This window comes from Hyphomicrobium sp. DMF-1, from assembly GCF_027886585.1.
GTDB classification, from domain to species: Bacteria; Pseudomonadota; Alphaproteobacteria; order Rhizobiales; family Hyphomicrobiaceae; genus Hyphomicrobium_C; species Hyphomicrobium_C zavarzinii.
This window is the reverse complement of record NZ_CP115706.1, coordinates 4,208,137-4,231,775: the sequence shown is the minus strand read 5'-3', so window position 1 is coordinate 4,231,775 and position 23,639 is coordinate 4,208,137. Positions and strand designations below refer to the sequence as shown.

At 57.7% G+C, this 23,639-nt stretch carries 22 protein-coding genes; 16 read left to right on the top strand and 6 right to left on the bottom strand.

Annotated features, from left to right (window positions below; all coding sequences use genetic code 11):
* The first annotated feature begins 320 nt into the window (after positions 1-320).
* From PE058_RS22095 to PE058_RS19370, 5 genes are all read left to right on the top strand, one after another.
* Positions 321-674, top strand: a complete 354-nt coding sequence (locus PE058_RS22095; RefSeq protein WP_442908666.1) for a transposase — start codon at positions 321-323, stop codon at positions 672-674.
* On the top strand, positions 671-1,018 hold the full coding sequence (gene tnpB / locus PE058_RS19385; RefSeq protein ID WP_271029174.1) for an IS66 family insertion sequence element accessory protein TnpB: 348 nt from the start codon (positions 671-673) through the stop codon (positions 1,016-1,018). The genes PE058_RS22095 and tnpB overlap by 4 nt, the downstream gene beginning before the upstream one ends.
* 229 nt (positions 1,019-1,247) lie before the next feature.
* Complete coding sequence (tnpC, locus tag PE058_RS19380) at positions 1,248-2,783, top strand: IS66 family transposase (protein WP_271030629.1); 1,536 nt, start codon at positions 1,248-1,250, stop codon at positions 2,781-2,783.
* Positions 2,784-3,020: 237 nt separating this feature from the next.
* Positions 3,021-5,012, top strand: coding sequence for an ATP-dependent nuclease (locus tag PE058_RS19375; RefSeq protein WP_271029173.1), 1,992 nt, complete (start codon positions 3,021-3,023; stop codon positions 5,010-5,012).
* Positions 5,009-6,748: a UvrD-helicase domain-containing protein gene (locus PE058_RS19370; RefSeq protein WP_271029172.1), complete on the top strand. Its 1,740-nt coding sequence runs from the start codon at positions 5,009-5,011 to the stop codon at positions 6,746-6,748. Before PE058_RS19375 ends, PE058_RS19370 begins: the two co-directional genes overlap by 4 nt.
* Here PE058_RS19370 and PE058_RS19365 read toward each other — a convergent pair.
* The 3 genes from PE058_RS19365 to PE058_RS19355 all read right to left on the bottom strand — a co-directional run bounded on the left by PE058_RS19365 (position 6,745) and on the right by PE058_RS19355 (position 8,683).
* Entirely contained in the window at positions 6,745-7,080 is a 336-nt protein-coding gene (locus PE058_RS19365; protein WP_271029171.1) for a hypothetical protein, read from the bottom strand. The genes PE058_RS19370 and PE058_RS19365 overlap by 4 nt on opposite strands.
* Before the next feature lie 143 nt (positions 7,081-7,223).
* Positions 7,224-8,332, bottom strand: a protein-coding gene (locus PE058_RS19360; RefSeq protein ID WP_271029094.1) for an IS3 family transposase whose coding sequence is annotated in 2 segments (ribosomal slippage) — positions 7,224-8,080 and positions 8,080-8,332 — 1,110 coding nt in all. Because the reading frame shifts where the segments join, the coding sequence is not laid out codon by codon here.
* A gap of 63 nt (positions 8,333-8,395) precedes the next feature.
* A complete protein-coding gene (locus tag PE058_RS19355; RefSeq protein ID WP_271029170.1) occupies positions 8,396-8,683 on the bottom strand; it encodes a hypothetical protein in 288 nt (95 codons plus the stop codon).
* Positions 8,684-8,782: 99 nt separating this feature from the next.
* On the opposite strand from PE058_RS19355, the gene PE058_RS19350 reads away from it, so the two are divergent.
* The 4 genes from PE058_RS19350 (at position 8,783) to PE058_RS19335 (ending at position 12,149) form a co-directional block, all read left to right on the top strand.
* Positions 8,783-9,514 carry a LuxR family transcriptional regulator gene (locus PE058_RS19350; protein ID WP_271029169.1) on the top strand — a complete coding sequence of 244 codons (732 nt, stop codon included), beginning with the start codon at positions 8,783-8,785 and terminating at the stop codon, positions 9,512-9,514.
* A gap of 108 nt (positions 9,515-9,622) precedes the next feature.
* A complete protein-coding gene (locus PE058_RS19345) occupies positions 9,623-10,255 on the top strand; it encodes an acyl-homoserine-lactone synthase (RefSeq protein WP_271029168.1) in 633 nt (210 codons plus the stop codon).
* A 6-nt stretch (positions 10,256-10,261) separates the two neighbouring features.
* The gene (locus PE058_RS19340; RefSeq protein WP_020084627.1) at positions 10,262-11,899 is read left to right on the top strand and encodes an AMP-binding protein; all 1,638 of its coding nucleotides are present in this window, start codon (positions 10,262-10,264) and stop codon (positions 11,897-11,899) included.
* Positions 11,889-12,149, top strand: a complete 261-nt coding sequence (locus PE058_RS19335) for a hypothetical protein (RefSeq protein ID WP_020084628.1) — start codon at positions 11,889-11,891, stop codon at positions 12,147-12,149. Before PE058_RS19340 ends, PE058_RS19335 begins: the two co-directional genes overlap by 11 nt.
* Here the strand turns inward: PE058_RS19335 and PE058_RS19330 are convergent.
* On the bottom strand, positions 12,143-12,577 hold the full coding sequence (locus PE058_RS19330; protein ID WP_271029167.1) for a helix-turn-helix domain-containing protein: 435 nt from the start codon (positions 12,575-12,577) through the stop codon (positions 12,143-12,145). The genes PE058_RS19335 and PE058_RS19330 overlap by 7 nt on opposite strands.
* Positions 12,578-13,025: 448 nt before the next feature.
* Here PE058_RS19330 and PE058_RS19325 point away from each other — a divergent pair, with 448 nt between their 5' ends.
* From PE058_RS19325 to PE058_RS19315, 3 genes are all read left to right on the top strand, one after another.
* A complete protein-coding gene (locus PE058_RS19325; protein ID WP_271029166.1) occupies positions 13,026-13,370 on the top strand; it encodes a hypothetical protein in 345 nt (114 codons plus the stop codon).
* Between the two features lie 340 nt (positions 13,371-13,710).
* Entirely contained in the window at positions 13,711-17,655 is a 3,945-nt protein-coding gene (locus tag PE058_RS19320; RefSeq protein ID WP_271029165.1) for a beta strand repeat-containing protein, read from the top strand.
* A 76-nt stretch (positions 17,656-17,731) separates the two neighbouring features.
* The gene (locus tag PE058_RS19315; RefSeq protein WP_040497910.1) at positions 17,732-18,043 is read left to right on the top strand and encodes an H-NS histone family protein; all 312 of its coding nucleotides are present in this window, start codon (positions 17,732-17,734) and stop codon (positions 18,041-18,043) included.
* 218 nt (positions 18,044-18,261) lie between these two features.
* Here the strand turns inward: PE058_RS19315 and PE058_RS19310 are convergent, their stop codons facing one another.
* Positions 18,262-18,825, bottom strand: a complete 564-nt coding sequence (locus PE058_RS19310; RefSeq protein WP_271029164.1) for a hypothetical protein — start codon at positions 18,823-18,825, stop codon at positions 18,262-18,264.
* A 446-nt stretch (positions 18,826-19,271) separates the two neighbouring features.
* On the opposite strand from PE058_RS19310, the gene PE058_RS19305 reads away from it, so the two are divergent.
* From PE058_RS19305 to PE058_RS19295, 3 genes are all read left to right on the top strand, one after another.
* On the top strand, positions 19,272-19,490 hold the full coding sequence (locus tag PE058_RS19305) for a hypothetical protein (RefSeq protein WP_271029163.1): 219 nt from the start codon (positions 19,272-19,274) through the stop codon (positions 19,488-19,490).
* A gap of 438 nt (positions 19,491-19,928) precedes the next feature.
* Complete coding sequence (locus PE058_RS19300; protein WP_051113840.1) at positions 19,929-20,351, top strand: LexA family protein; 423 nt, start codon at positions 19,929-19,931, stop codon at positions 20,349-20,351.
* 29 nt (positions 20,352-20,380) lie between these two features.
* Positions 20,381-21,640 (top strand): Y-family DNA polymerase, encoded by a 1,260-nt coding sequence (locus PE058_RS19295; RefSeq protein WP_271029162.1) that lies wholly within the window; start codon positions 20,381-20,383, stop codon positions 21,638-21,640.
* 55 nt (positions 21,641-21,695) lie between these two features.
* Here PE058_RS19295 and PE058_RS19290 read toward each other — a convergent pair whose 3' ends face one another.
* Positions 21,696-21,905: a hypothetical protein gene (locus PE058_RS19290; protein WP_271029161.1), complete on the bottom strand. Its 210-nt coding sequence runs from the start codon at positions 21,903-21,905 to the stop codon at positions 21,696-21,698.
* A gap of 105 nt (positions 21,906-22,010) precedes the next feature.
* Between PE058_RS19290 and dnaB the strand changes: the two genes are divergently transcribed.
* The gene (gene dnaB / locus PE058_RS19285) at positions 22,011-23,483 is read left to right on the top strand and encodes a replicative DNA helicase (RefSeq protein ID WP_271029160.1); all 1,473 of its coding nucleotides are present in this window, start codon (positions 22,011-22,013) and stop codon (positions 23,481-23,483) included.
* Positions 23,484-23,639: the final 156 nt, after the last annotated feature.

Sequence of the window (23,639 nt, the reverse complement as noted above, 5' to 3'; positions counted from 1 at the left end):
TTGGGCAGCGGGCCCCGATGATTTGGTTTTGCAGGATTAGCGCCTGGCTTTGTTGGAGCCTGACTTGCCGGTAAAGGGGTTCTTGTTGCCCCGGGTGCTCCAGTTGTCGGTTTCGGTGCGGCTCGCGGCCGACCTCTTGTGTGGGGCGATGTAGGTCCCGTCGCGCCGGTAATAGCCCTGCACGCTGATATAGTCCTTGCTCGGCTCTGTTGCCCGGAGGGTAAGCCTCCGGTGAAGGCCGCCTAGCGGGCCATTCCATCATCTGTAAGTGTCTTTAGCACCGCTACTTAAGAACGGCCTTAAGTTCGGTCTTAGATACGATGAAAGATGATCGAATGCAGAAAGTGGAACTTATGACGGGGCTTGAGCGCCGCCGTGTATGGACCCAGGAACAGAAGGACGAGATTATGGCTGAGGCCTTTGCGCCTGGGGCCAATCTTACAGCCGTTGCCCGACGGCACGACGTTACGAGAGCTGTGATCTATAGATGGCGGATTGAGCGATCCCGTCCTCCAAAAGGCCTTGCCCCACTCGTTGTGACCGCGCCCGCTACTGGTACTCAAGGCCCAGAGCGCTTCATTGAGATCGTTATCGGCGAGGAGAGCCACATTCGCATCCCGCTTGATGCACCCCCCGACCTCGTTGCCACTTTGATCAAAGCGGTGGCACGATGATCCCCGTACCAAGCAACATTCGCGTCTGGGTCGTCGTCGGCCATACGGACATGCGCCGAGGCATGAACAGCCTGGCTCTGCACGTTCAGCAGCTACTGAAGCGAGACCCTCACAGAGGCGACATGTTCGTGTTTCGTGGAAAGCGGGGTGATCACATCAAGATCATTTGGCACGATGGCCTAGGAATGTCGCTCTACGCGAAGAGGCTGGAGCGCGGGAAGTTCATCTGGCCAGCTCCGGTCGACGGCACGATTTCCATTTCATCGTCCCAACTGGGCTACATGCTCGATGGCATTGATTGGAGGAATCCCCAATATACCTTTCGGCCCGAATATGTAGGTTAAGTGATTGATTTATAATAATATTTATTACAAAATGCGCGACGTTCGACCCGCCCTATGTTTTAATGTACGCATGCAATTTGATTTGCGCCCGAAACCGCCATGGCTAGATGCGCTCGTCGCCGAGCTTAAAATCGTCCAGGCCACAGAGGTGAAACCCGTCGTGGTGGAGCTCACCGAAGCTGAAAAAATGGCTAGTTATTATCGCAAGCATTTTGAGCATGCAGTGGAGATGGCCTATCAGCAGGAAGAAACCATTGATCTGGCGCTGGAGGAGCTGGCTAGATTGAAACAGGAGATTGAACACAAGGACGCTATAATCGCTCAGAAAGATCTCATTATAGCCAAACAGCAGCGGGAACTCTTTGGAACCAGCTCGGAACATGCCAGTCGCCTGAACGATCAGCATGAATTGCAAACTCAAGAAGTCCAAATCGCGCGCCCGGATAACCTTGAGGTTGATAAGGAAATCCCCCAACCCATCAAAGTCTTTGCGGCAGCGCGAAAAAAGCCTTGTTGGAAGCCGTTCCCCACACATTACCCTCGAGTTCCTGTTGTGCATCCATGCCCCGACGTGTGTGAATGCTGCAAGGGACGTAATCTGGCTTATTTGGGGACAGATATTACCGAAACCCTCGAGGTTAAACCGCGAGAATGGAAGGTGCTGAGCCATGAAAGGCCTAAAATGGCCTGCCGCGGTTGTGGTCATATCAACCAAGCGCCTGCGCCCTTTCACCCGACACCGCGAGGGAGGATGGGCCCCAATCTTTTGGCGATGATCCTCTCTGAGAAGTTCAATCAGCACCAACCACTGAACAGACAGTCTGAACGATATGCCCGTGAAGGCGTTGACCTTAGCCCCTCGACGTTGGGCGACCAGGTGGGTGCCTGCTGTAAGGCTCTTCAACCACTCTTTGAGCGTATCGAGGCTCACACCCTTGCGGCAGAACGCCTGCATGGTGATGACACCACAATCCCGGTTATGGCGGCTGATAAGACGACAATCGGCCGAATTTGGACTTATGTCCGAGATGACAAGCCCTCTGGTGGGCCAGCGCCACCAGCTGCGATATTCTACTACTCTCCCAACCGTAAGGGTGAGCACCCGCAAAACCACCTTTCTAAATATAAAGGTATCCTGCAGGCCGACGCCTACGGGGGGTATGGGCAGCTCTATGAGCATGGCAGCATCGTGGAAGCGGGTTGCTGGGCTCACGCACGGCGCAAGTTCTTTGAGTTGGCCGACCTCCGGCAGGCTTTGGTTCACCCCTTGGCGGTGGAGGCCGTTCGGCAAATCGATGCATTGTTGGCCATCGAGCGTGAGCTTAATGGCGCCAGTCTTCAGGAACGTCAGAGGGTGCGCCAAGATCGCAGTGCGCCGTTGGTGGCGGACCTTGAGGCTTGGATGCGCGGTATAAAGCCGAAGCTTGCTAAACACTCCGAGGTGGCAAAGGCTGTCGATTACATGCTGAAGCGTTGGCCTGCGTTTGTGCGCTTTCTTGAAGATGGGCGCGTTTGCATGACCAATAATGCCGCCGAGCGAGCCCTCCGGGGCATTGCCTTGGGCCGGAAGTCTTGGCTGTTTGCGGGTTCCGATCGTGGTGGAGAGCGCGCGGCCTTCATGTACAGTCTGATTGGTACAGCCAAACTCAATAAAGTTGATCCCCAGGCGTGGCTTGCCGATGTGTTGGGGCGGATTGCTGAGCATCCAGCGAAGCGTCTTGATGAGCTCCTGCCATGGAACTGGAAGGCTGCCCAACAAGCCTAGGTTTTCGTGGGTTTCCAATATCTGCTCTCCTCCGTAGTGGCTCTAGGTCCGCTACATAAGGCCGTAGCTAGAGCCGGCTTGATTTCATCAGATCCAGGGGGAATTGGTAGGCGGCCTTCACCGTGTCGAAAGAGCGGCTGCACGGCACGAGGTGTCGTTCGTGATAAAATCCGACCGGGAGAGATTCAGTTTCCTCCCGCTGTGGTAGAATGTGAGTCGCGATCCACGGGGGGATTAATGCAGCTCACGCAAATAGATGTCGGCAATTTTCGCCTCTTGAGAGAGGTATCGATTTCCTTAGAGAAGGACACGACCGTTATTGTCGGAAGGAACAACAGCGGCAAAACATCCCTCACCGAGGTCCTAAAGCGCCTTCTTGTTGAGAAATCCGCCTCGTTTCGTTTGGAAGACTTTTCGTTTGTGGCACATGAAGAGTTTTGGAACGCGTATCTGGCATTATCCAAAGGTGAGACTGAGCCCGCCGTGCGTGAGCTTGTCCCCTATATTCAAATCAAGCTTGCCTTTTCATACACTCAGAACGAAAACCTTGGGCAGCTCTCAGAGGCTGTTATTGACCTAGATCCCAACTGCACCACCGCCATAATTATGATCCGGTATGCATTGAGAGATGGCGCGCTCAAAGACCTCTATACTGACATAACGTCAACGGATCCCGCCACCAAACCTTCATTCTTCAAGGCATTGAAGGAACGCATACCGGATCTTTTCACGACTAGCCTTCATGCGGTCGATCCGAGCAATCCCACGAATACAAAGCCCTTAGACCTAAAGTTTCTCTCCATCTTGTGTGCAAGTGGTTTCATCAGCGCACAACGGGGGTTGGATGATGTTAGCCACAAAGACCGAGTGGTCATTGGGAGAGTATTGGAAAATCTTTTCAATACTGCAAAATCTAACAAACATGACGTGAAAGACCATGCCACAGCCGGGCAATTGGAAGCTGCCGTCAAAGATATCCAGGATAAAATAGGAAGTGACTTTAACGACAAGCTCAATGCTCTCCTGCCTGCGTTGAAAATCTTCGGCTACCCAGGTTTGACGGGATCTAACCTCCGCACGGAAACAACTCTGGATGTGGAGAAGCTGCTATCAAACCACACAAAGGTCCTATACACAGGGCAAAATGGGGTCCATCTACCGGAAGCCTACAATGGCTTAGGCGTGAGGAATCTTATCCTCATCCTCCTGCAACTACGCGAATTCTTCAAACAGTACGCAGCAGCTGAACCGCAACCAGCTGTACATCTCATTTTCATCGAAGAGCCGGAGGTCCATCTTCACCCTCAGATGCAGGAAGTCTTCATCCGAAAGCTAGCCGACATCGCGGCTGCTTTTACGAAAGAGTTGGGTATTGCTTGGCCCGTACAATTTATCGTCACCACCCACTCTTCACATGTAGCAAACGAGGCCCGGTTTGAGGCTATCCGGTATTTTCTCTCAAATGGGGCACCTGAGGCTCCCAAAACCGTTGTTAGGGATCTACGGAAAGGGTTAGGGGGCAGCCATCCCGACGATCGCGAGTTTCTCCATCAGTATCTGACCCTTACCCGCTGTGACTTGTTCTTCGCCGAAAAAGCAATTCTGATCGAAGGAACGAGTGAGCGACTTCTCTTGCCACGGATAATCAGAAAACTGGACACCACACAGCCTGAGGGCAAGAAGTTGGGCAGCCAGTATATCTCCACCATCGAGGTCGGGGGAGCTTACGCCCACCTATTCTTCGATCTTCTCAGCTTTCTTGACCTCCAGACCCTAGTGGTCACCGATATCGATACCATCAAGCTAGCCACTCGAAAAAAGTGTCTCGTTTGTGAGGGAGAAGGGTCGAGCAACGCCTGTATCAATAAGTGGTACGACCCACAGAAGCTTTCGGGCGAACAGCTTGTGGCCGTTCCGGATGCTAAGAAGGTCGTGAGTAAGCGCCGGATCGCCTACCAGATCCCGGAAAAGGAGAAGGGGCCCTGCGGTAGCAGCTTTGAACAGGCATTTATTCTCGCAAACCCCACGATCTTCAAATTATCTGGCAAGACCAGCCAGGACCTCGAGCAGGAAGCTGACGATCTTGCTCGGGAGCAGAAGAAATCCGAATTCGCGCTAAAATATGCAACCACGAAGGATGATTGGGCCATTCCCAAGTACATCAAAGATGGCTTGATGTGGTTGGCGGAAGACCCCAGCTCAGCTCCAGCATCCAAGGGAACGCCATGAGCGCTGATCTGCAAGTCAATGAGGCGCTCGAAGAAGCTAAGAAGGCTGATGCTGAGGTAAGCAAATGCCTCGAAGCCGGGAAGAATGTTCTACTCGAGGCAGGGGCAGGTGCCGGCAAGACGTATTCACTTGTTGAAGCTCTTCGGTTCCTGATCGCCTCGAAAGGCGACCAGCTTCGAAAAAAGGGGCAGCGCATAGCCTGCATCACATACACGAACGTAGCGGCAGCCGTTATCACGGAACGGATAGACGGAAACCCCGTGGTATTTATAGACACAATCCATGCCTTCCTATGGAGTCTGATCCGCAGTTATCAGCCAATGCTTCGAGATGGCATCCAGGGCATTGAAGCTTGGAAAGAGCGCCTAGCGGAGTCTGAGACGCCTTTAGGTACCCAAAAGGTAGAGTATGACTTGGGCTATCGGAGCATCAAAGCTGATGTAATTACTCTACACCATGACGATGTCTTGGCACTTGCAGTAGGTCTCTTGGCCAATAGCAAATTTCAAGGAATTCTCGCCGGAAAGTACCCGTTTATTTTGATTGATGAGTATCAAGATACAAACGCCGGAGTAATGCAGGCTTTAAAGGAAAATCTGTTTGGCCGGGCTGGTGGCCCTCAATTCGGCTTATTCGGCGACCATTGGCAGCAAATCTACGATGGAACGTGCGGTCGCGTTTCTAGCCCAGCATTGGTGGAAATTCCGAAGCGGTCAAATTTCCGGTCTGCTGTATCAATCGTGAGCGTCCTCAATAAAATGAGGCCGGAGCTTCCTCAAGGGCCGCATGACTCAAATTTCATTGGATCGGCAATCGCTTATCATACCAATAGCTGGACAGGGCAGCGCCAAACTTCTGCTCACTGGAAGGGAGACCTGCCAGCCGAGATTGCCGAAGTGTATTTGGAGCAGTTCATCAACAAGCTGAAAGCTGAAGATGGCTGGGATTTTAGCCATCTACGAACCAAGGTGCTGATGCTCACCCACAACGTTTTGGCCAAGACACAAGGATACTCAGACCTTGCGAAGGTTTTTGACCGCACGGAGTTATTCATAAAGAAGGAAAATGAGCATATTGCGTTTTTCGCAGACAAGCTGGAGCCAGCATGCGAGGCGTTCACGCGTCGGTCCTACGGCGAGATGTTTGCCCCGTTGGGTGATCGACCACTCATAAGATCTCAAAAAGATAAGGCTGAATGGGTGGAATTTATGAATAAGCTGCTCGATCTTCGAGCAGCAGGCTCAGTTGGTGACGTTATCGACTTTCTTCGCGCGACTTCTAGGATCGCGCTTCCAGAAGGTGTGATCCGTGCCGAAGAATTGGCAAAGACCTGGAGCGGTGAGCCGGTGGAGTATGCCAATCGAGTTGAGCGTACCCGTAATCTTCGCGAGATACCTTATAAACAGGTGATAGCTCTCGACGACTTCATTGACGGGAACACACCCTTTGCGACAAAGCACAGCGTCAAAGGCGATCAATTTGAGAACGTTTTGGTGGTTCTCGGCAGGGGATGGAACAAATATAACTGGGCCGAGTACCTTGAATGGGCTGGGAGCGGTGTTCCAGACGGAAAAAAAGATAGCTACGAGCGGAATCGCAATCTCTTCTACGTTTCATGTTCACGCCCAACCACGAGGCTCGCGTTGTTCTTTACGCAACAACTTGGAACCAAGGCCCTTCACACTCTAACTTCTTGGTTTGGGGCCAATTGTGTCAGGGCGTTTGCAGCTTCCTAGGAACAGGGCGCGGCCTTCACCGGAGGCTTACCCCGGAGGCTTGTGCCGGGCGGAACGGCCGCACGGTTGGACAGGTCCGAATGGGTTACCGGCCCAGAGGAAGTCGTCGGGTTGGCGACGTTTCCTTCATCGGAGGCGCGGCGTTTGGATTCCCATTCAAGGGTGTCCAGGCGTTCCTGCTCGGCAAAGTAGGCGCGCGCCACCACCTCGGTGATGGGCTGGCCCCGCTCATCCACATAGTGGTATGTCATGTCCTGCGGAGCTGGCGGGAACAGCTTGGCGGCGCCGACGAAGGCGATGCCGGCGACCATGCAATAAGCGAAAAAACGCATCAGACCAGCCCCGTAAATGCTTGAGCATGCCGCGGAGAGGTTCATTCGTGATTGGCTGGATTGTTAAAATTATAGGCAGTGCCGGAGATGACGCACGTGTGCAAACCTGCTGACCTTTGACCTTGCCCCCGGAAGGTACTCGCTCATAACTGGAGTCCGTTCTGGTTATGGTCCGACGTGGACCTCCTTGCAAACTCGTTCGGCGTGAGCCCGTCGAGGCTCGTGTGCGGTCTCTCCGCGTTGTAGTCCGCCCGCCAGCCGGCGAGCACCTCGCGGGCATGCGCCAGGCTGCGGAACATCGTCTCATTCAACAGCTCGTCGCGCAGTCGCCCGTTGAAGCTCTCGACGAAGCCGTTCTGCATCGGCTTGCCCGGCGCGATGTAGTGCCAGGCGATGCCCGTTTCCTGTTGCCAGCGCAGGATCGCCATCGAGGTGAACTCGGTGCCGTTGTCGCTGACCACCATCTCCGGCTTGCCGCGCCGCGCGATCAGGTCGTCCAGCTCGCGGGCGACGCGATGGCCCGACAACGAGGTGTCGGGCACCAGGGCAAGGCACTCGCGCGTGAAGTCATCGACGATGGCGAGCATGCGGAAGCGGCGCCCGTCCGTGAACGTGTCCGAGACGAAGTCCAGCGACCAGCGCTGGTCCTTGCCCTGTGGCACGGCAGCAGGTGCCCGTGTGCCGAGCGCACGCTTGCGGCCACCCCGCTTGCGGACGACGAGCCGCTCCTCCCGGTAGATGCGGAAGAGCTTCTTGTGGTTCACGGTGAAGCCCTCTCGCCGCAGCAGCAGGTGCAGGCGCCGGTAACCGAACCGGCGGCGATGAGCCGCCAAGGCTTTCAAGCGCGTGCGCAGCACACCGTCATCACTTCCTCGCCGATAGCGATAGACCTTCGGCGCGAGCCCGACCAGGGCACACGCACGGCGTTGCGAGTAGTCTTTCTCTTCGATCGCCCAGCTCACGGCGGACCTCCTCGCGGCGGGCGTCAGAAGTTTTTTGTCAGCAGCTCCTTGAGGGTAGCGTTATCGAGCATCTGCTCGGCCAACAGCTTCTTCAGCTTGCGGTTCTCGTCCTCGAGCGTCTTCAGGCGCTTGGCCTCCGACACCTCGAGCCCGCCGTACTTCGACTTCCAGGCGTAGAACGTCGCCGACGAGATCCCGTGGCGGCGGCATACCTCGGCGGTGGCCATGCCGGCTTCCTGCTCGCGCAGGATGGCGATGATCTGCTCCTGTGAAAACCTGCCCTTACGCATCATCCGTCTCCTTCTCGGATCGACGGACTCTAGCTCAGATCGGGTACCCCTGCGGGGGCAAGGTCACTGCTGAAGAGGGGAGCGCCCGGTTCCCACGGCGCGAAGCTGCTTTTCTGCTTGTGCGTCGGCGGGCAGGTCGTTCACGCTCAAGTTCCTGCGCACGCCGGCCACCTGTTCCAATGCCGGTGTCCGTGCCATCCCAGCCATGTTCATCGCCACGCCTCGCCGGACCGCTCTGATGCGCCCGTGGATCTGGGACCCGCACGCGAGACTGTCCGGTTTCGGAAAACAGCCCGTCTGATGCGGGAAGGCGAGACGTTGTCGCGCCAAGGATTTGGGATCGATGTTCATGCCTTACCCGCTCGGGACTATGTGCTGAGGACCGTTAAGTCGGCTTGTCGTCCGGCTGAGCCCAAGGTACCAATATTACCTGGAGTACTGGGGCTCGCGATGTCGGGTATCGAGCGGCGCACTTTTGACATTGTTGACCAGTTGCAGGCAGCCAGTGACTGTGACGAGGTTTATTCGCTTCTTGGCGTTGCGCTTAGCGAATTCGGCTTCACAAATTTTCTTATCACCGAGATGCCGCCGCCCGGCTCCGGCCTGCAGGCCTCGTTGATCCTCAATGGCTGGTCAAAAACCTGGTTTGATCGCTATATGGATCAGAATTTTTTTCTTCATGATCCCATGGCCGCCCATACAAGGTCTTCCACCCAGGCATTCTTCTGGGACGAAGTGCGCTGCCCTCATCCGAGCAAGGAAGCGAAACGCGTTATGAATGAGGCTGCAGAGTGCGGTCTTCGACGTGGCTTTTCCGTACCCATCCTTGGCAGTACCGGGGAGCAAAGCTGCGTGACCATGGGCGGCGGGAAGCTCGACATCCCGCATCGCGGTAGGGAGGCGCTCCAGCTACTGTCGATCTTCGCGCATGGGAAAGCCCAATCGCTTCGGCCTCCGCCTGCGCCGGCTGCTGCGGGCAGGTATGAGGCCTTGACCGAGCGCGAGCGTGAAGTGCTCCTTTGGGTCGCGCGCGGCAAAACTGATTGGGAGATAGGTGAAATCCTCGCCATTTCCGAGCAAACGGCGAAGGCGCATCTTCGCAACAGCTTGAGGAAGCTAAACGCTGTAAGCCGTGCCCACGCGGTGGCCAACGCCATAAGCTGGCGGGCGATCTCCCTGTGACGGTTGGTTAGACAGAAAATCTGATCTTCGTCAACTCCTCGACCGAGGGATTCAAGACCCTACCCCTGACGTGGCGATCTTTCTCCGACGCAACTCGGAGAAGGATTCATGCTCCACGTGGTAACTGCGGACAACCGCCAGCGCTATCGAGAACAGGTCGAAGAAAGCTACCGCATACGACACCGGATCTATGTCCACGAGCGCGGGTGGCATGATCTGGCCCGCTTGGACGGGCGCGAAGTCGATCAGTTCGACAACGAAAATGCCATCTACCTGCTCGCGCTTGACGAGAAAATGCGCGTGCAGGGCGGATCAAGGCTGATCTCTTCACTCAAACCCCATCTCCTTGCCGACGTGTTTCCAGAGCTTGCCGGCGTCCGTCCCATTCCTCGAGCTCCGGACATCTACGAGTGGACGCGCTTCTATGTGGTGCCGGAGGCGCGTGAACCCCACGCCATCAGCAACGTCTCCTGCCAGATCATGTGCGGTGTTCAAGAGCTTTGCCTTGAATGCGGCATTTCTCAGCTTTCGATCGTGACGGAACCCCCTTGGATCACGCGCTTCTTGCGCCTCGGCTGGAACCCCCAGCCGCTTGGTCTTCCCATCGTGTGGAAGGGCATGGATGTCGTGGGCATCACGGTCGACATCTCAGAACACGCTCTGCGCCAAACGCGCAGGCTGCGGGACATTCGGGGAACCGTGCTCGCGACGAGTGTGGCCAATCAGAAACTCGCTGGGTGAGCAGCCATGTCAAAGCGTATTGATACGTTTGTCCGTGATCACATGCCAGATCAGTTTTCTTTGCCGGAGCGCCTTGAGGTGCCGGGGCATGCCTATCCGGCTCGCTTCAACGTCACCGAAATCCTGGTGGATGATTGGGTGGCGGCCGGGGAAGGGCATCGCCTCGCCTTGCGCTCACTCACGACGATGTGGACCTATGAGGAGCTACAATCGCGTGTTTCGCGCTACGCCACTGCCCTCGTGAAGCGGCTCGGTCTGGTTCCGGGAAACCGTGTTCTCCTGAGGGGGCGAAACAGTCCGGCGCTGGCCGCGCTGCATCTAGCGGTCATCCGGGCCGGCGGCATTGTCGTATCGACGATGCCGATGCTGCGGGCTGGCGAGCTGCAATCAATCATAAAGAAGGCGCAAATCTCGCATGCTGTCTGTGAGCGAGAGATGCTGCGTGAGCTTGATCGCTGCCGTCGCCCGTGTCCAACGTTGCGAAGTATTGCGACTTATTCTGTTCGCCCGGAGCAAGTCGCGCACGATGCATCTGACATCGATTTCCTCGCTCGCCTCGATAGCACTCCGGTTGTTCCGTTCCGGGCTTCTGCGGATAGCCCTTGCTTGATAGCGTTCACGTCCGGAACAACGGGCGTCCCCAAAGGTGCAGTCCACAGTCACCGCGATCTTCTCGCCATTTGCGATACCTTCTCCGCCAAAATTTTGAACCCAACACCGTTCGACACCTTCTGCGGCTCGCCACCGCTGGCCTTTACTTATGGACTTGGTGGGCTCCTCCTCTTTCCCTTGCGTGTCGGGGCGTCTGCCCTGCTCCTCGAGGATGGGCGGCCGGAGCAGCTTCTAGCGGCGATCGAGAAGTGCCGCCCGACGATTTGCTTCACGTCGGCCACTGCCTATCGGATGATGTTGCCAATTGTCGAACAATTCGACATCGGCGCGCTTCGCGCCTGTGTTTCCGCGGGCGAAACGCTTCCGAAGTCCACGTTTGACGCGTTCCGCAACGCGACGGGACAGCGGATCATCGACGGAATCGGCTCCACGGAGATGCTGCATATCTTTATCTCGGCAGCCGGCGATGACATCCGCCCGGGAGCGACAGGGAAGGTTGTTCCCGGGTTCGAGGCGACCGTGCTCGATGAAGCGGGAAACGAACTGCCCGATAACACCGTTGGATGGCTCGCCGTGCGTGGTCCCACCGGCTGCCGCTATCTCGATGATGCGCGACAGAGTGAGTATGTCCGCAACGGCTGGAACGTGACCGGAGACGCCTACTATCGCGATCCAGACGGATACTTCTGGTATCAAGGGAGGATGGACGATCTCATTGTGTCGTCCGGCTACAAGGTCGTTCCGACCGAGGTGGAAGCGGCATTGCTTTCTCATGCCGCGGTCGCGGAATGCGCGGTCATCGGCGTGCCGTGCGCAAGGCGGGGATATTCCGTCAAGGCCTTTGTTGTTCTCGCCGAAAGCGCCCAAGGATCAGTCGGGCTGGAAAGTGAACTCTGCAAGCATGCGAAGGCTGTGATCGCGCCCTACAAGGCGCCGCGAGAGATCACTTTCGTTCCGAGCTTGCCGAAGACCCCCACCGGAAAAGTGAAGCGCTTCGCGTTGCGCCAAATGGAGCCGTCTTATGCCCTATAAAGACAAGGATTTTGCAGAGCGGAACATGGCGGGCATGATGGACGAGGAAGCGTCCGGGTCCTCTCATGTGTCCCTAGAGAAGGATGCTAGCGCCCTCGCGCGGCTCTTGATCTACGCGACAGAAGAGTCGAGAGTTCTTGGCAGTGAAGACGCCGCGATGCTGATCGAGGAAGCTCTTGAGAGCCTAAAGGGACAGTTTGCGCTGAAGGACATGGACGTCCTTCCCTCGGAGACAAACCTCAGTCATTGATCTGCTTTTCGCGGCTCCGTGCAACACGCCGCGAGGGAGCGGATATGATCGACAATTGCACGTCGAATGCCTGCGTCAGTAATCTGTCCGAATGCGTTTACCATTGCCGCGACGTCGCGGTCGAAAATGAGTTCAAGGGGAAGCGCGTTTTGTGAGCCGTGAGTGCCAGGATCCTGATCCGCATCGAAAAAGAACTGTGGCTTGACGTTGAGCGTGTCCGCGAACTGCTGGAGGCGGGAGGCGCTAATGCGGTTGACCCCCTTTTCGTATTTCTGGATCTGTTGGAACGTCAATCCGATCCTTTCCGCCAGGGCCTCCTGGCTTAACTCCCGTAAAAGGCGAAGGGCGCGCAGTCTTCTCCCGACGTGAAGATCGATGTTCGCAGGCTTTCGTGTGGGTGCTGTTGGCAGGTTCATGGGTGCAGACATAAAGAAATGATCCCAAAAGAAGGAAGTTATCCCCGTGTCTCAAAGGGCGACGATTATTGACGGGTCGCTTTGTGGGAGAGAACCATGCCTTTGGCTACGATATGGAAAGTGATTTATAGAGCCTTGGAAGGTCGAGCAGAGAGCTTAACAGCGCGGGAAGTTGACTTGCTTACGCTGTTCGCCCTGCCGCTCTTGGATGCTGATCGTATAGACTTGGACGCTTGGCTGCAATCGCGACCCGTCCTGCATGATGTCTTGTCCAGAAACGGCCTTATATTTCACGCGGTGAGGGGAGAGCAGTCGGAGGCCAACCAGGCCTGTGGATATTCCGCCTTCGCCAAGGCTTACCATTGACCGGTGTTCCGGGGCAGGTCGGCCCTTTCACGCAGCGCGAGCAATGGTGTGGGGTATGCGGACCATCCATCCCCGCCCATTGATAGGGTGTCCGATGTCCATGTTCGACAAATGGCATGACCGCTGTATGGTTGCGAGAGGGGTGGTAGGCGGCTCGAAGGCAATGATGTTCCCGTTGTCTCGACAGTGGTGGAACCGCCGTCAGGAGATGCGGCGTCTCTGGCGGGCAGACGCGCTTGCGTTGATCCAAAGTGACGAGCAAAACGCCTACTACGCGGCGCAGCGACTTGCCGCCCGCTCACGTGCTCTGGGGGATCGGCAGGGGTTCTATCACTGGGCGAAGGTGGCTGCGGAAGTTGCACGGCGCTCCAGTGTCGCCGAGATGGACCTTGCAGTTGTGGAGGCGGTAGCGGCGGAGGAACTGTCACGCAGACGGTAGACCGCCGCTTTCCCACGACTGGCCACCGCGAGCCCGTGAGCTGAACCCGTCTTCGAACCCACGCCTCAGGCTGATTCCGACGCGTGAAACTCCCCCTGCGTCCCCTCACCAGGAAAGCAAAGGTTTCTTTGGGATTGCCGTGATCAACGCACCTCTTATTGCCTCGTATCCGGCAATCCTCAACGCGGTCCGCTTATAGTGCTTCAGGTTGTGGGTATCGGTTTCATAGCTCAAATCTAAAGATCACTCCTTATGCGTAGGTTGTGTGCCGGACACATTCCCTGCCTAATAAATAGCGCGTTGTGCTGCTGTATACGTGAACTGCGTGCACAGTGCGGGGGTGAACCGCCTTCTTCGCCGCGCTGTTGCCTTCGCCGTTTTGGCCTGCGTGAGCATTGGGGCCGAGGCGCAGGTCTGGGCGCCGGTTTCGCGCATTTCCACCACCCTCGGCAATGACGCCCGCCGTGTCTGCATCGGCGGCGGAGCGGACTTCGTGGGCTGCCCCCACAACTCCCTCTACCTTTCGAGCGGCGGGCTGGTAGGTATCAACACGAATAACCCCAATGCGGAGCTTGATGTCTATGGCACAGTGAGCGCCACAAGCTTCGTGGGTGACGGCTCCGGCCTTACGGGTGTGGTGGCGAGCAGCGGCGACCGTATCGTCAGCGGCACCAACAATGCCACCCGCATGGTGGCCATTTCCGACACCGGTTACATCAGCGTGACACAGGCCGGTGCCAACAGCGCCTGGTTTGACCCGTACCGTGGTCTTGTGACGCTTGGTGTGAGTGCTACAGGGGCTGTCAGTGCGACGGCCGGGTATTTCAGTGGGAAAGTTGGGGCTGGAACTTCGGTTCCGACAGCGACCTTACAGGTCAGCGGCACGTTTGTGGTGTCGGTGACTGGGCAAACGACGACACCGAGTTTGGTGGTGAATGCGGATGGCAGCATCGGGATCGGGAACACAGGCAACGCGACCTCCCGGGTTCGGATCAGCGAAGGGTGGACGGACGCAACCAGATTTACGCTGAGCGTGGAGCCATCCTTCAGGGCATCGGCCGACGGCAGCTATTACAACATCGGCATTGCTTCCACCCCGGCTGTTTTCATTGACTCAGGTGTGAGCAACAGCGGCTATGTCTATGGGAGCCGCAGCAATGTCCTCAGACAGTATGCCGGGGATGAAGGGCGGCTGGCGGCGCTTACCGGCCAGGTGATCCAGTTTGGCCACTATAACGGAACGGCAACCGGACGTATCACCGATGATGTCCGCGGCCTTTCCATCATCCCGTATGCCATGAATGGAACCATCGGAAACCTCTACGGCATCTATATCAACAACCGTGCGACTGGGGGCACCATCACCGGCAGTTACTTCGGCCTCTACCAACAGGACGTAAACGCCAAGAATTATTTCGGCGGACGGGTCGGGTTGGGTGTTGGGAGCCCCTTGGCCATTCTGGACGTTGCCGGGACCATCTCCGCTTCAGATGCCATTCAGGTCGGTACCAGCAGCCTGACCTGTGGCGCTCCCATTGCTGGAGCCATCCGCTACAACAGCGGCAACCTGCAATACTGCAACGGCAGCGCCTGGACCAGCATAGGAACCGGCGGCGGCCAGGAAGACCGCATCATCTCCGGCACGACAACCATCATTGCCAGCGAGAACACCAGCTTGACCTTCACAGCCGCAGGCACACAGCGCCTTGTCATCGGCGCGGACGGCATTCCCGTTTTTGATGTTCCCGGTATGAATTCCACCGCGTCCGGCGGCGGGCTCACAATTCGACAGGCCGACGCAGCAAGATATGGTTCGGGGTTGTCGCTCAATGCGACGGCCGACAATGGCGGCATCTATTCGCTCATGTCGACGGGGGCCGGTGCTGGCGGCGGCGCAGGCAACTTCGGGATCTACCACAGCGGCTTTGGCTATCGCCTCTACATCACGTCGCCGACCGGTAATGTGGGGATTGGCCACAACATGCTCACTCCGAATGCCACGCTGCAAGTGAGCGGAAGTTTCATCGTATCTTCCACCCAACAGGCGGATGATGCGCCCGGCCTGTTCGTGGGGACGAATGGCAATGTTGGGATCGGCACCGTTGGTGGATCGGGTGCGCTCGAGGTTTCCGGTGGCGCTGTCGTGCTTGAGGGGCCCTTTAACGGTAACAACCGGATCATCTTTAAGCCTTCGGGCAGCAGCGGGAACACCTGGGAGCTTTATCCTTCAACAGACAATATCGGCCTTTATGATCGAACGAACTCCGTCTACCGGTGGCGCATGAGCAACGGCGGCAATCTTGGAATCGGGACCAACAACCCTCTCGCTAAGCTGGATGTCGCCGGAACGATTTCGGCGACAGATGCCATCCAGGTCGGCAGTAGCAGCCTTGCGTGCGGGGCGCAGATCCGCGGCGCGCTTCGCTACAACAGCACCAGTAACACCATTCAGGTCTGCAACAGCGTGGGCTGGGTGAGCTTGGCCAGCGACACTGTCTCGGCGGGTGGCACCACCGCGGCTTCAAGCACGGGGGCCATCCAGTTTAACGCTGCAAATGCCCTCGGTGGCGATACTGCCAACTTCTTCTGGGACAATGCCAACAAGCGGCTTGGGATTGGGACATCCGCGCCAAGCTCTTCTCTGCACGTCAACGGCTCGGTGGAAATTCCAGCTACTGGCGTGTTGCATGCTTTCAATTCGAACCGCAGCGCCTATGGCCGGATCGAACTTTACAACGGCGGCAACGGCAATATGTCGATCTCGACGACCTTCCCCGGTTCTGACCTTCTGCTGCTTCCCCAAGACAAAGTCGGCGTGGGCACCAGCACACCCGGCGCAAAGCTGGATGTCGCAGGAAACATCTCGGCGAGTGGCAGCGTTGATGTCGGCACGCAGGTCTTCGGGAACAGCAGTGACAGCGTGAGTACACCGACCTACACCTGGACGGGGAACACCAACACAGGGTTGTTTACCCCAGCCTCCAACAGCATAGGCTTTACGACAGCTGGCACAGAACGCATGCGCGTCTGGGGCGCAAACGTGGGCATTAACACGACGGCTCCTTCCACCTCGCTGTATGTCAACGGCCAGATTGGGGGTGGGTTCGGAGCGGTGGGGACGAGCGGCGTAAAAGATTGGAACGACATCTCTAACGCTCGTTCGGGTAGCGGCTACACGCTCTTGCGGGGGACTGACGCAACGAATGCGCCTACGTCCGACAGCTACTACTTCCAGCCATTTTCATATGAGTATGGGACCAAGGACGGTAGCGGGCAGCTGACGCAGTTTGCCATTCCGTATGCCGTGGCCGGCTCTTTGGCACAAGGCATGTACGTACGAGGGCGGTATTCCGGAACCTGGACGGGATGGTATCAATTCCCCGTCATCGATCCAACGGGCAAGATGGGCATCAATACCAATGCACCAAAAGCGTCGCTGGATGTGGTGGGCACCATATCGGCGAGCGATGCGATCCAAGTTGGCACAAGCAGCCTTACGTGCGGCAGCGGCATCACCGGCGCCATACGTTACACCAGCGCGACGATGCAGGTATGTGATGGGTCAAGCTGGACGAACATCGGAGTTGGTATGCCTGCCGGAACGATTGCGGCGTTCGAGGCAACGTCCTGTCCTTCGGGCTGGTCCGAATACACGACTGCTCGTGGCCGCTTCCTGCGTGGCCGCGACAACGGGGCGGGCAACGACCCGGATGGCACGCGTGCCCCCGGCAACGTGCAGGCCGATGATCTGAAGAGCCACACCCACGAAGTGTATACGGATAACTCAACCGCTTATGTGGCCGGTGCGGGTGCTTACCGCGCGACGTCGGCAGGTGCGGCTGCTCCCGATGCGTCAGGTGCCACGGGCGGCACTGAAACACGTCCGAAGAACGTCACCGTCACCTTCTGCCGCTACAACGGCTATGCGAGCAGCGACATGACGGGTTGCCCGGCGGGGTTCACGCAGATTGCCGCACAGGGGCGCAGTCTCGGGTGCATGCAAACCGCTGAGGAGGCCTCCACCGTGGCATCCTGGAACGTCGCAGCCGACACTTGCTTCACGAAGTACGGCGGCCGCCTGCCACGCAGCCAGGAATGGTACATCGCCATGAACAACTACGCGCTCACCGGCGAGACAGGGAATTGGGAGTGGCTGGACGACTATGCCACGGTCACGTCGCCCTTTGATGGGCATGCCACCGTTGGCAGCACGTCAATTAGCGACTTCAGCTACGAACGGGACAACAACACGACAGTCGCCTACCGCTGCTTCATTCAGAATTAGCCCTCATTCGGCGTGCTCATTTGCTTTATGGCAGCGGGGCATATAAAAAAACGCCCTTTCATGCATGGAGTTTCAGATGGCCCGACTGACCGGACTCGAGAAGATGAGCTACGCCGAGCTTCTGGAGGCGAGGGAGCTGATTGAGGCGGCGCTTACCGAGAGAAAGGCATCGGAGGCCCGTGAAACCAAGGCCAAGATGCGCGAATTGGCGGAGCAGGCAGGCTTCTCGCTGGAAGAGCTGTTCGGCGGCCGAGGCAAGAAGCCGGTTGTCGTCAAGTTCCGGAACCCTAAGAATGCTGAGGAGACCTGGACGGGGCGCGGCCGCAAGCCGAACTGGCTGGTGATGGCGATCAAGAAGGGTGCGAAGCTGGAATCCTTTGGGGTGTGATGGCAAGCGGCGGAGTTGCAATCATCCCGCCGGTTTCACGGCATGGCCTGCAGCATTTTTGCGAGACCGCACCATCTTGTCATTCCTGACACGATCAATGCCAGGTCCAGTGCCCCTGGGATTAGAAACGCATTGGGACTCACGGTGAAGCTTGCGGCGATGAAGCCCGATGCTCATGACAACGAATGGCCCCGAAGGGCCATGTCGTGTGAGGCTTCTTAGTAGGTTTCCAGTTCGCAGCAGTGGAAGGTGCCGCTCCAGGATTTAGAGCTGGTTGCGATGACGCCTCCGGTGACGCCCACGAGCACCCTGTTGCTCGGGCACATGCGTTGGGAACCTCGTACTACGCTGATGTCGCTACAGCTACTGCTCTTGACGCGTATACGGATTGCGGCTGGGGTTTGATTTTCCAGCGCAGCGAGGCGGTTGTCCTGCGCGTTGTTCTTTGTGGTCGCGGTGTTGATGGCATTGGTCTGGGCCGCGTTGGTGCTCTCGATCCCCAGCAGGCGGTTTTCGAGCGGGGTATTCCAGTCCGCGGGTTGTTTGGTGGTGACGGCCGCCATTTTGGTTTCGAGTACGCCAAGGCGTGCAAGAATGTCGTCTATCGTGTCCTTGAGGTTGTTAAAGGCGGCGGTGAGCGCGGCCGAGGTTGACTCGAGGCGCTGCTCAAGCCCGCTGTTGAGTTTGCGGATGTCGTTGTGTGAGGTAACCTCCAATGCCGTGGCACTGGTGGCTGTACACAGCAGCGCCCCGGTTAAAACGAATACAGTCATGATACGCATGGGTTTCTCTCCTTTGTGGGATCTTATGGAGAGGGGCAACAGCTGTCCTGACAGGTGTCTGGAATGGAATGGTGGCGCGATAATTGTTCAGTGATAAGAAGAAGTCCGCAAACTGGTCTAGGGGATGGGATCCAAGGTGAGCGGATATGAGAAGGAGCCTGACTATGGTGGGCCTGATCCATCGTGGCGGGAGGGTGTGCTTCTGGCGTTGGTGGTGTTTGGGGTTACCGGTGCTTTGGTGTGGCTTACGGGTTGAACGGAGGCGCACCGATTGATCTCTGGAAAGAGTTTGTTCGATACGGGGGGTGTTGATCGTGCCGATCGGTGTGCCGAAATAAAAAAGCTGCATCGAGGAGTTGAAAAAGCGTCCGGGCGACCCATACCCCGATTGTTAGGTTCTTCAACCGCATGCCCTCCGCGCATGCGGGGGGAGAAAGGAAACATCGATGCTTAAAGTGTTGGGTTCCGCCGTTTTGTTGACGGCGTCGCTTGTTGTGGTCCTCGACGCATTCGGGACGGGGCTGGCGACTCTCGATGAACAGACGGCTTGGTTCGGATCGGACGCGCTGTTCCTGGAGGTGCCGGCGTCGGCGCTTGTTGGGTTTTCATGCGCATTCGCCGTTTGGGTGACTGCTGTATCGAGGATACTGATCCAAAAACGATAGTCGAAAAGGCCTGTCTCCGAAGTTCGGGGACAGGCCTTTCTTTATGCGGGTTGTTCCAAAGTGCCGGGTGCGAATTTTCCAACAACGAACGCCATCTCAATGGCGGGGGCGAGTTTCCGGTGTCATGTATTCCCCGCCGAAGGTCTGGATGAACCGTTCGGCATCCTCCTTCACGGCAAAGCATCGTACGTTCCACCACTCCCCATTGCGGACAAAGCAATGCCCACGCGGTGACACGTCGAGGCCGTTGCAGAATGCGTGTTGGGGCGGCCAATGTGAGCGGCATGACAGCCGTTCGGGCAATGCGACTTGGTGGGGCCACTGCCGGTCGATCATGCTCTTGCTGAGTTCGCCTTTCCGCCGCATGGACAATCTCCGTCTTGACACTTGGGGAGAATGAGAACAAAAAGTGAACAAAAATCAAGAAGGAGTTGCTTCATGTGGGTCCGGGTTGTTGAGATACGCACAAATCTACATGTTCCGCTGATGGCGGCACCGGTTGCAGCTGGGTTTCCGTCTCCGGCGGAAGAGCACGAAGACCGCCCGCTGGATTTCAATGAGTTGCTGGTGAGGAACCCTGCCAGCACCTTCGCTGTGAAGGCGCAGGGCGACAGCATGGTGGGTGCCGGCATTCACGACGGCGATATCTGCGTTGTCGACCGGTCGTTGAAGCCGGTGGATGGCTCCATCATCGTGGCGCTGGTGAACGGTGAGTTCACGATGAAACGCCTTCGCATGAGAGCTGGGCGCGTGTGGCTCACGCCGGAGAATATCAACTACCCGGATATCCCCATCACTGAAGGGACTGAGTTTGAGATTTGGGGCGTGATCCCCAAAAGCGTGCGGATGCACGCGCCGTAACCGATAGCGGACGGAGAGGTGGAGCGGCGATGACGTGTTTGGGGCTGGTGGATTGCAACAACTTCTATGTCAGTTGTGAGAGGCTGTTCGATCCGGGACTTCGTCATCGCCCGGTGGTGGTGCTGTCAAACAACGATGGATGTGCCGTGGCGCGGAGCGATGAAGCGAAGCGGCTCGGTATCAGGATGGGCGATCCCTGGCATTTGCATCGGGCGGAGTGGCAGCGCAAGGGCGTGGTCATTCGTTCGTCCAACTACGCGCTCTATGGCGATCTGAGCCAGAGGGTGATCTCGATCCTGAGGCGACTTGCGCCCAGCGTGGAGGTTTATTCGATCGACGAAGCGTTTATCGACCTGGCGGGCTTAGAAGGGCGTGAGGAGGGGATTGCGCGGGAAATGCGGGCGACGATCCTGCAGTGGACTGGCATTCCGGTGTCCTTTGGGCTTGCGCCCACCAAGACGCTGGCCAAGGTGGCGAACCGGGCGGCGAAAAAGGACGCGGGGTCGCAAGGCGTGAAATCGTTGATGAGCCGTGAGAAGCAGTCGGATGCACTGGCGAAACTCGAGGTGGAAGAGGTCTGGGGTGTGGCGACGCGTCTTGGGGGCCGCCTGCGCGCGCTCGGTATCACGACCGCGGTGGATCTCCGCGAGGCCCAGCCCGATCTGTTGAGGCGGGAGGCAGGCGTGGTGGTCGAACGCATCGGCCGGGAACTCGATGGGGAACGATGCCTGATGCTGGACGAGGGGTCGAAACCAGCTAAATCGATTATGGCGTCGCGCTCGTTCGGGCGGCCGGTCACAGCACAGCGGGAACTTGAGGAAGCAGTGGCGAGCTTCGTGAGCCGTGCGGCAGAAAAACTTCGTCGCCAGAATCTCGCTGCAGGTACCGTGCTGGTGTTCGTGCATACCAACCCGTTTAAGACCACCGAGCGCCAATACAGTGCATCCGACGTGGTGAGGCTACCGGTGGCTTCGGCTGATACCTCGAAACTCATTCACGCGGCGTTTTGTGCGGTGAGGCGCATTTACAAGCAGGGGTATCGCTACACCAAGGCTGGCGTGATGCTGGATGCCATAGAGCCGGCAGATGGGGTCCAAGGAGATCTGTGGGCTTCTGCGGATGATTGGAAGGGCAAGACCCTGATGCGTACGGTTGATCGTCTTAACCGCGTGTGGGGGCGGGGAACGATGGTGATGGCGGCTTGCGGGGTGAACAAGCGCTGGGCCATGCGTTCCGAACACCTGTCTCCGCGCTACACGACGCGCTGGGAGGAATTGCTGCGGGTGTGATTGGGGGGCAGGGAGCGGCTGTAGTGCTCATTGTGGAGATTCGGGGGGGTGTAATCTAAGCGCCCTTTGCCTCTTGGAACGCGTAAGTGAGAGCCATGATGATTGAGGTGCCGGTCGAGCCGTCCGGAGGAACGGCTTTGTCAGTTTCGATTGTGAAACCGGCTTTTCGTAAGGCGGCTAAGGTTCTGGCGAACAGTCTATGGTCGTTCTGCGCCGTGAGCGCAAGGTGCGGAAAGCCGGCAATCGGCAGGCGCTTGGATGTCATGGGGTGCCCAGATAAGCGGCAAGTTTCGGAAGCGAAACAGCCAGACTGATAAGTGTACGATTCGCAAAGGTTGGTGTTTGGCTTTGTTCGGGCCATGATGCCGCGATGGCAGGGGAGCCCGCGCGTGTCGTGCAGCTGGGGAGCGAGAGGCTCCCGCGCGGCGTGGAGAGATCACCCCACAGCGCGCAAGCGGAGCAGGCGCTGCTGGGTGCCATCATGGTCAACAACCGCTTCTATGACGAGCTTGAGGGCGCGCTGAGTGCGGAACACTTTTATGTGCCGGTGCACGGCGCCATTTTTGAAGCGATCGAGAGCATCATCAATGCGCGTGGGGGTGAGGCGAACCCCATCACCATCAGCGAGCGCCTGAAGGGAACGGCCTTCGATGCGGAAAAGACGCTGTTTCCGCATCTGACGGCCATGTTCGAGAATGCGTCCCTGGCCGGAGACGCCAAAAGCCTTGCGGACGTCATCATCACCACCTTCCGGCAGCGGCAGCTGATGGGCCTTGCGGAAAGCGTCCACACGCAGGCGCGGGCGGCAACAAAGCCCGAGGACGTGGAAGCCATGCTCGAGGCGGTGGGGAGTGAGGTCTTCCGTCTCACGGCGATCGGGCGGAAGGACGCCGCGCGTGACATGCGCCAGAACCTCATCGAGGTGATCCGGCAGGCTGCGGCTGCAAAAGCCACGGGAACGGGCGTGACGGGTATTGCGAGCGGCTTCACGGACCTCGACAGTTTGCTCGGCGGGTTCCAGAACAGTGACTTGGTCATTCTCGGCGCGCGGCCGAGCATGGGGAAGACGAGCCTGCTGCTGAACATGGCGCAAGCTGTGGCGACACGGCACCTCGCTGACGGCGCCAATACGGCGCCGGTGGGCGTGTTCAGCCTGGAGATGAGTGCCACCCAGCTGACGCAACGGCTGGTGGCCAACGCGCTCAATATTTGCGCGAACCGGATTGCCAATGGTCATTTGTCCGACGGCGATCTGCAACGGATGATGGGAGCAGCCAATGAGCTCCACAGTTTACCTCTTCACATCGACGATACACCGGGATTGAGCGTCGGCGCCCTGCGCTCACGGGCCCGTGAGATGAAGCGCAAGTTCGGCATCGGCCTCATCATCGTCGACTACCTGCAGCTGATGATGTCTCCCATCAAGGGCGACTACAACCGTGTGCAGGAGATCACGCAGATCAGCCGTGGCCTCAAGATGGTGGCGCGCGAACTGGACGTGCCGGTGATTGCGGCAAGCCAACTGTCGCGCAGCGTTGAATCCCGCGACAACAAACGTCCCTTGCTCTCGGATTTGCGGGAGAGCGGCAGCATCGAGCAGGATGCCGACGTGGTTCTCATGCTGTACCGCCACGACTATTATCTGAAGGCGGGGCTTGGCGCGGCGGATGAAGCCACCGCGTCAACCGACACCGAGCGGAAGCGCATCGCGGATGTAAAGGCCCAACTTGAAGCATCGCGTGGCATCACAGAAGTGATCGTCGCAAAGAACCGCAAAGGCCCCACTGATACCGTGAAGCTTATGTTTGATGGTGCCACTACGACGTTTAAGAACTTTCAGTAAAAGAGGGTGAGGGTGGGGGAAGAGCAACTCCCTATCCTGGTCTTGTTGTGTACCGAACTCCTGAGTTGGACGATGATCGATGTATCCGTGAGCCATAGTGCCCGAGGAAAGACTGTACTTGCGTAAGTGGAGCTGACGCAAATAACAACATTCGGG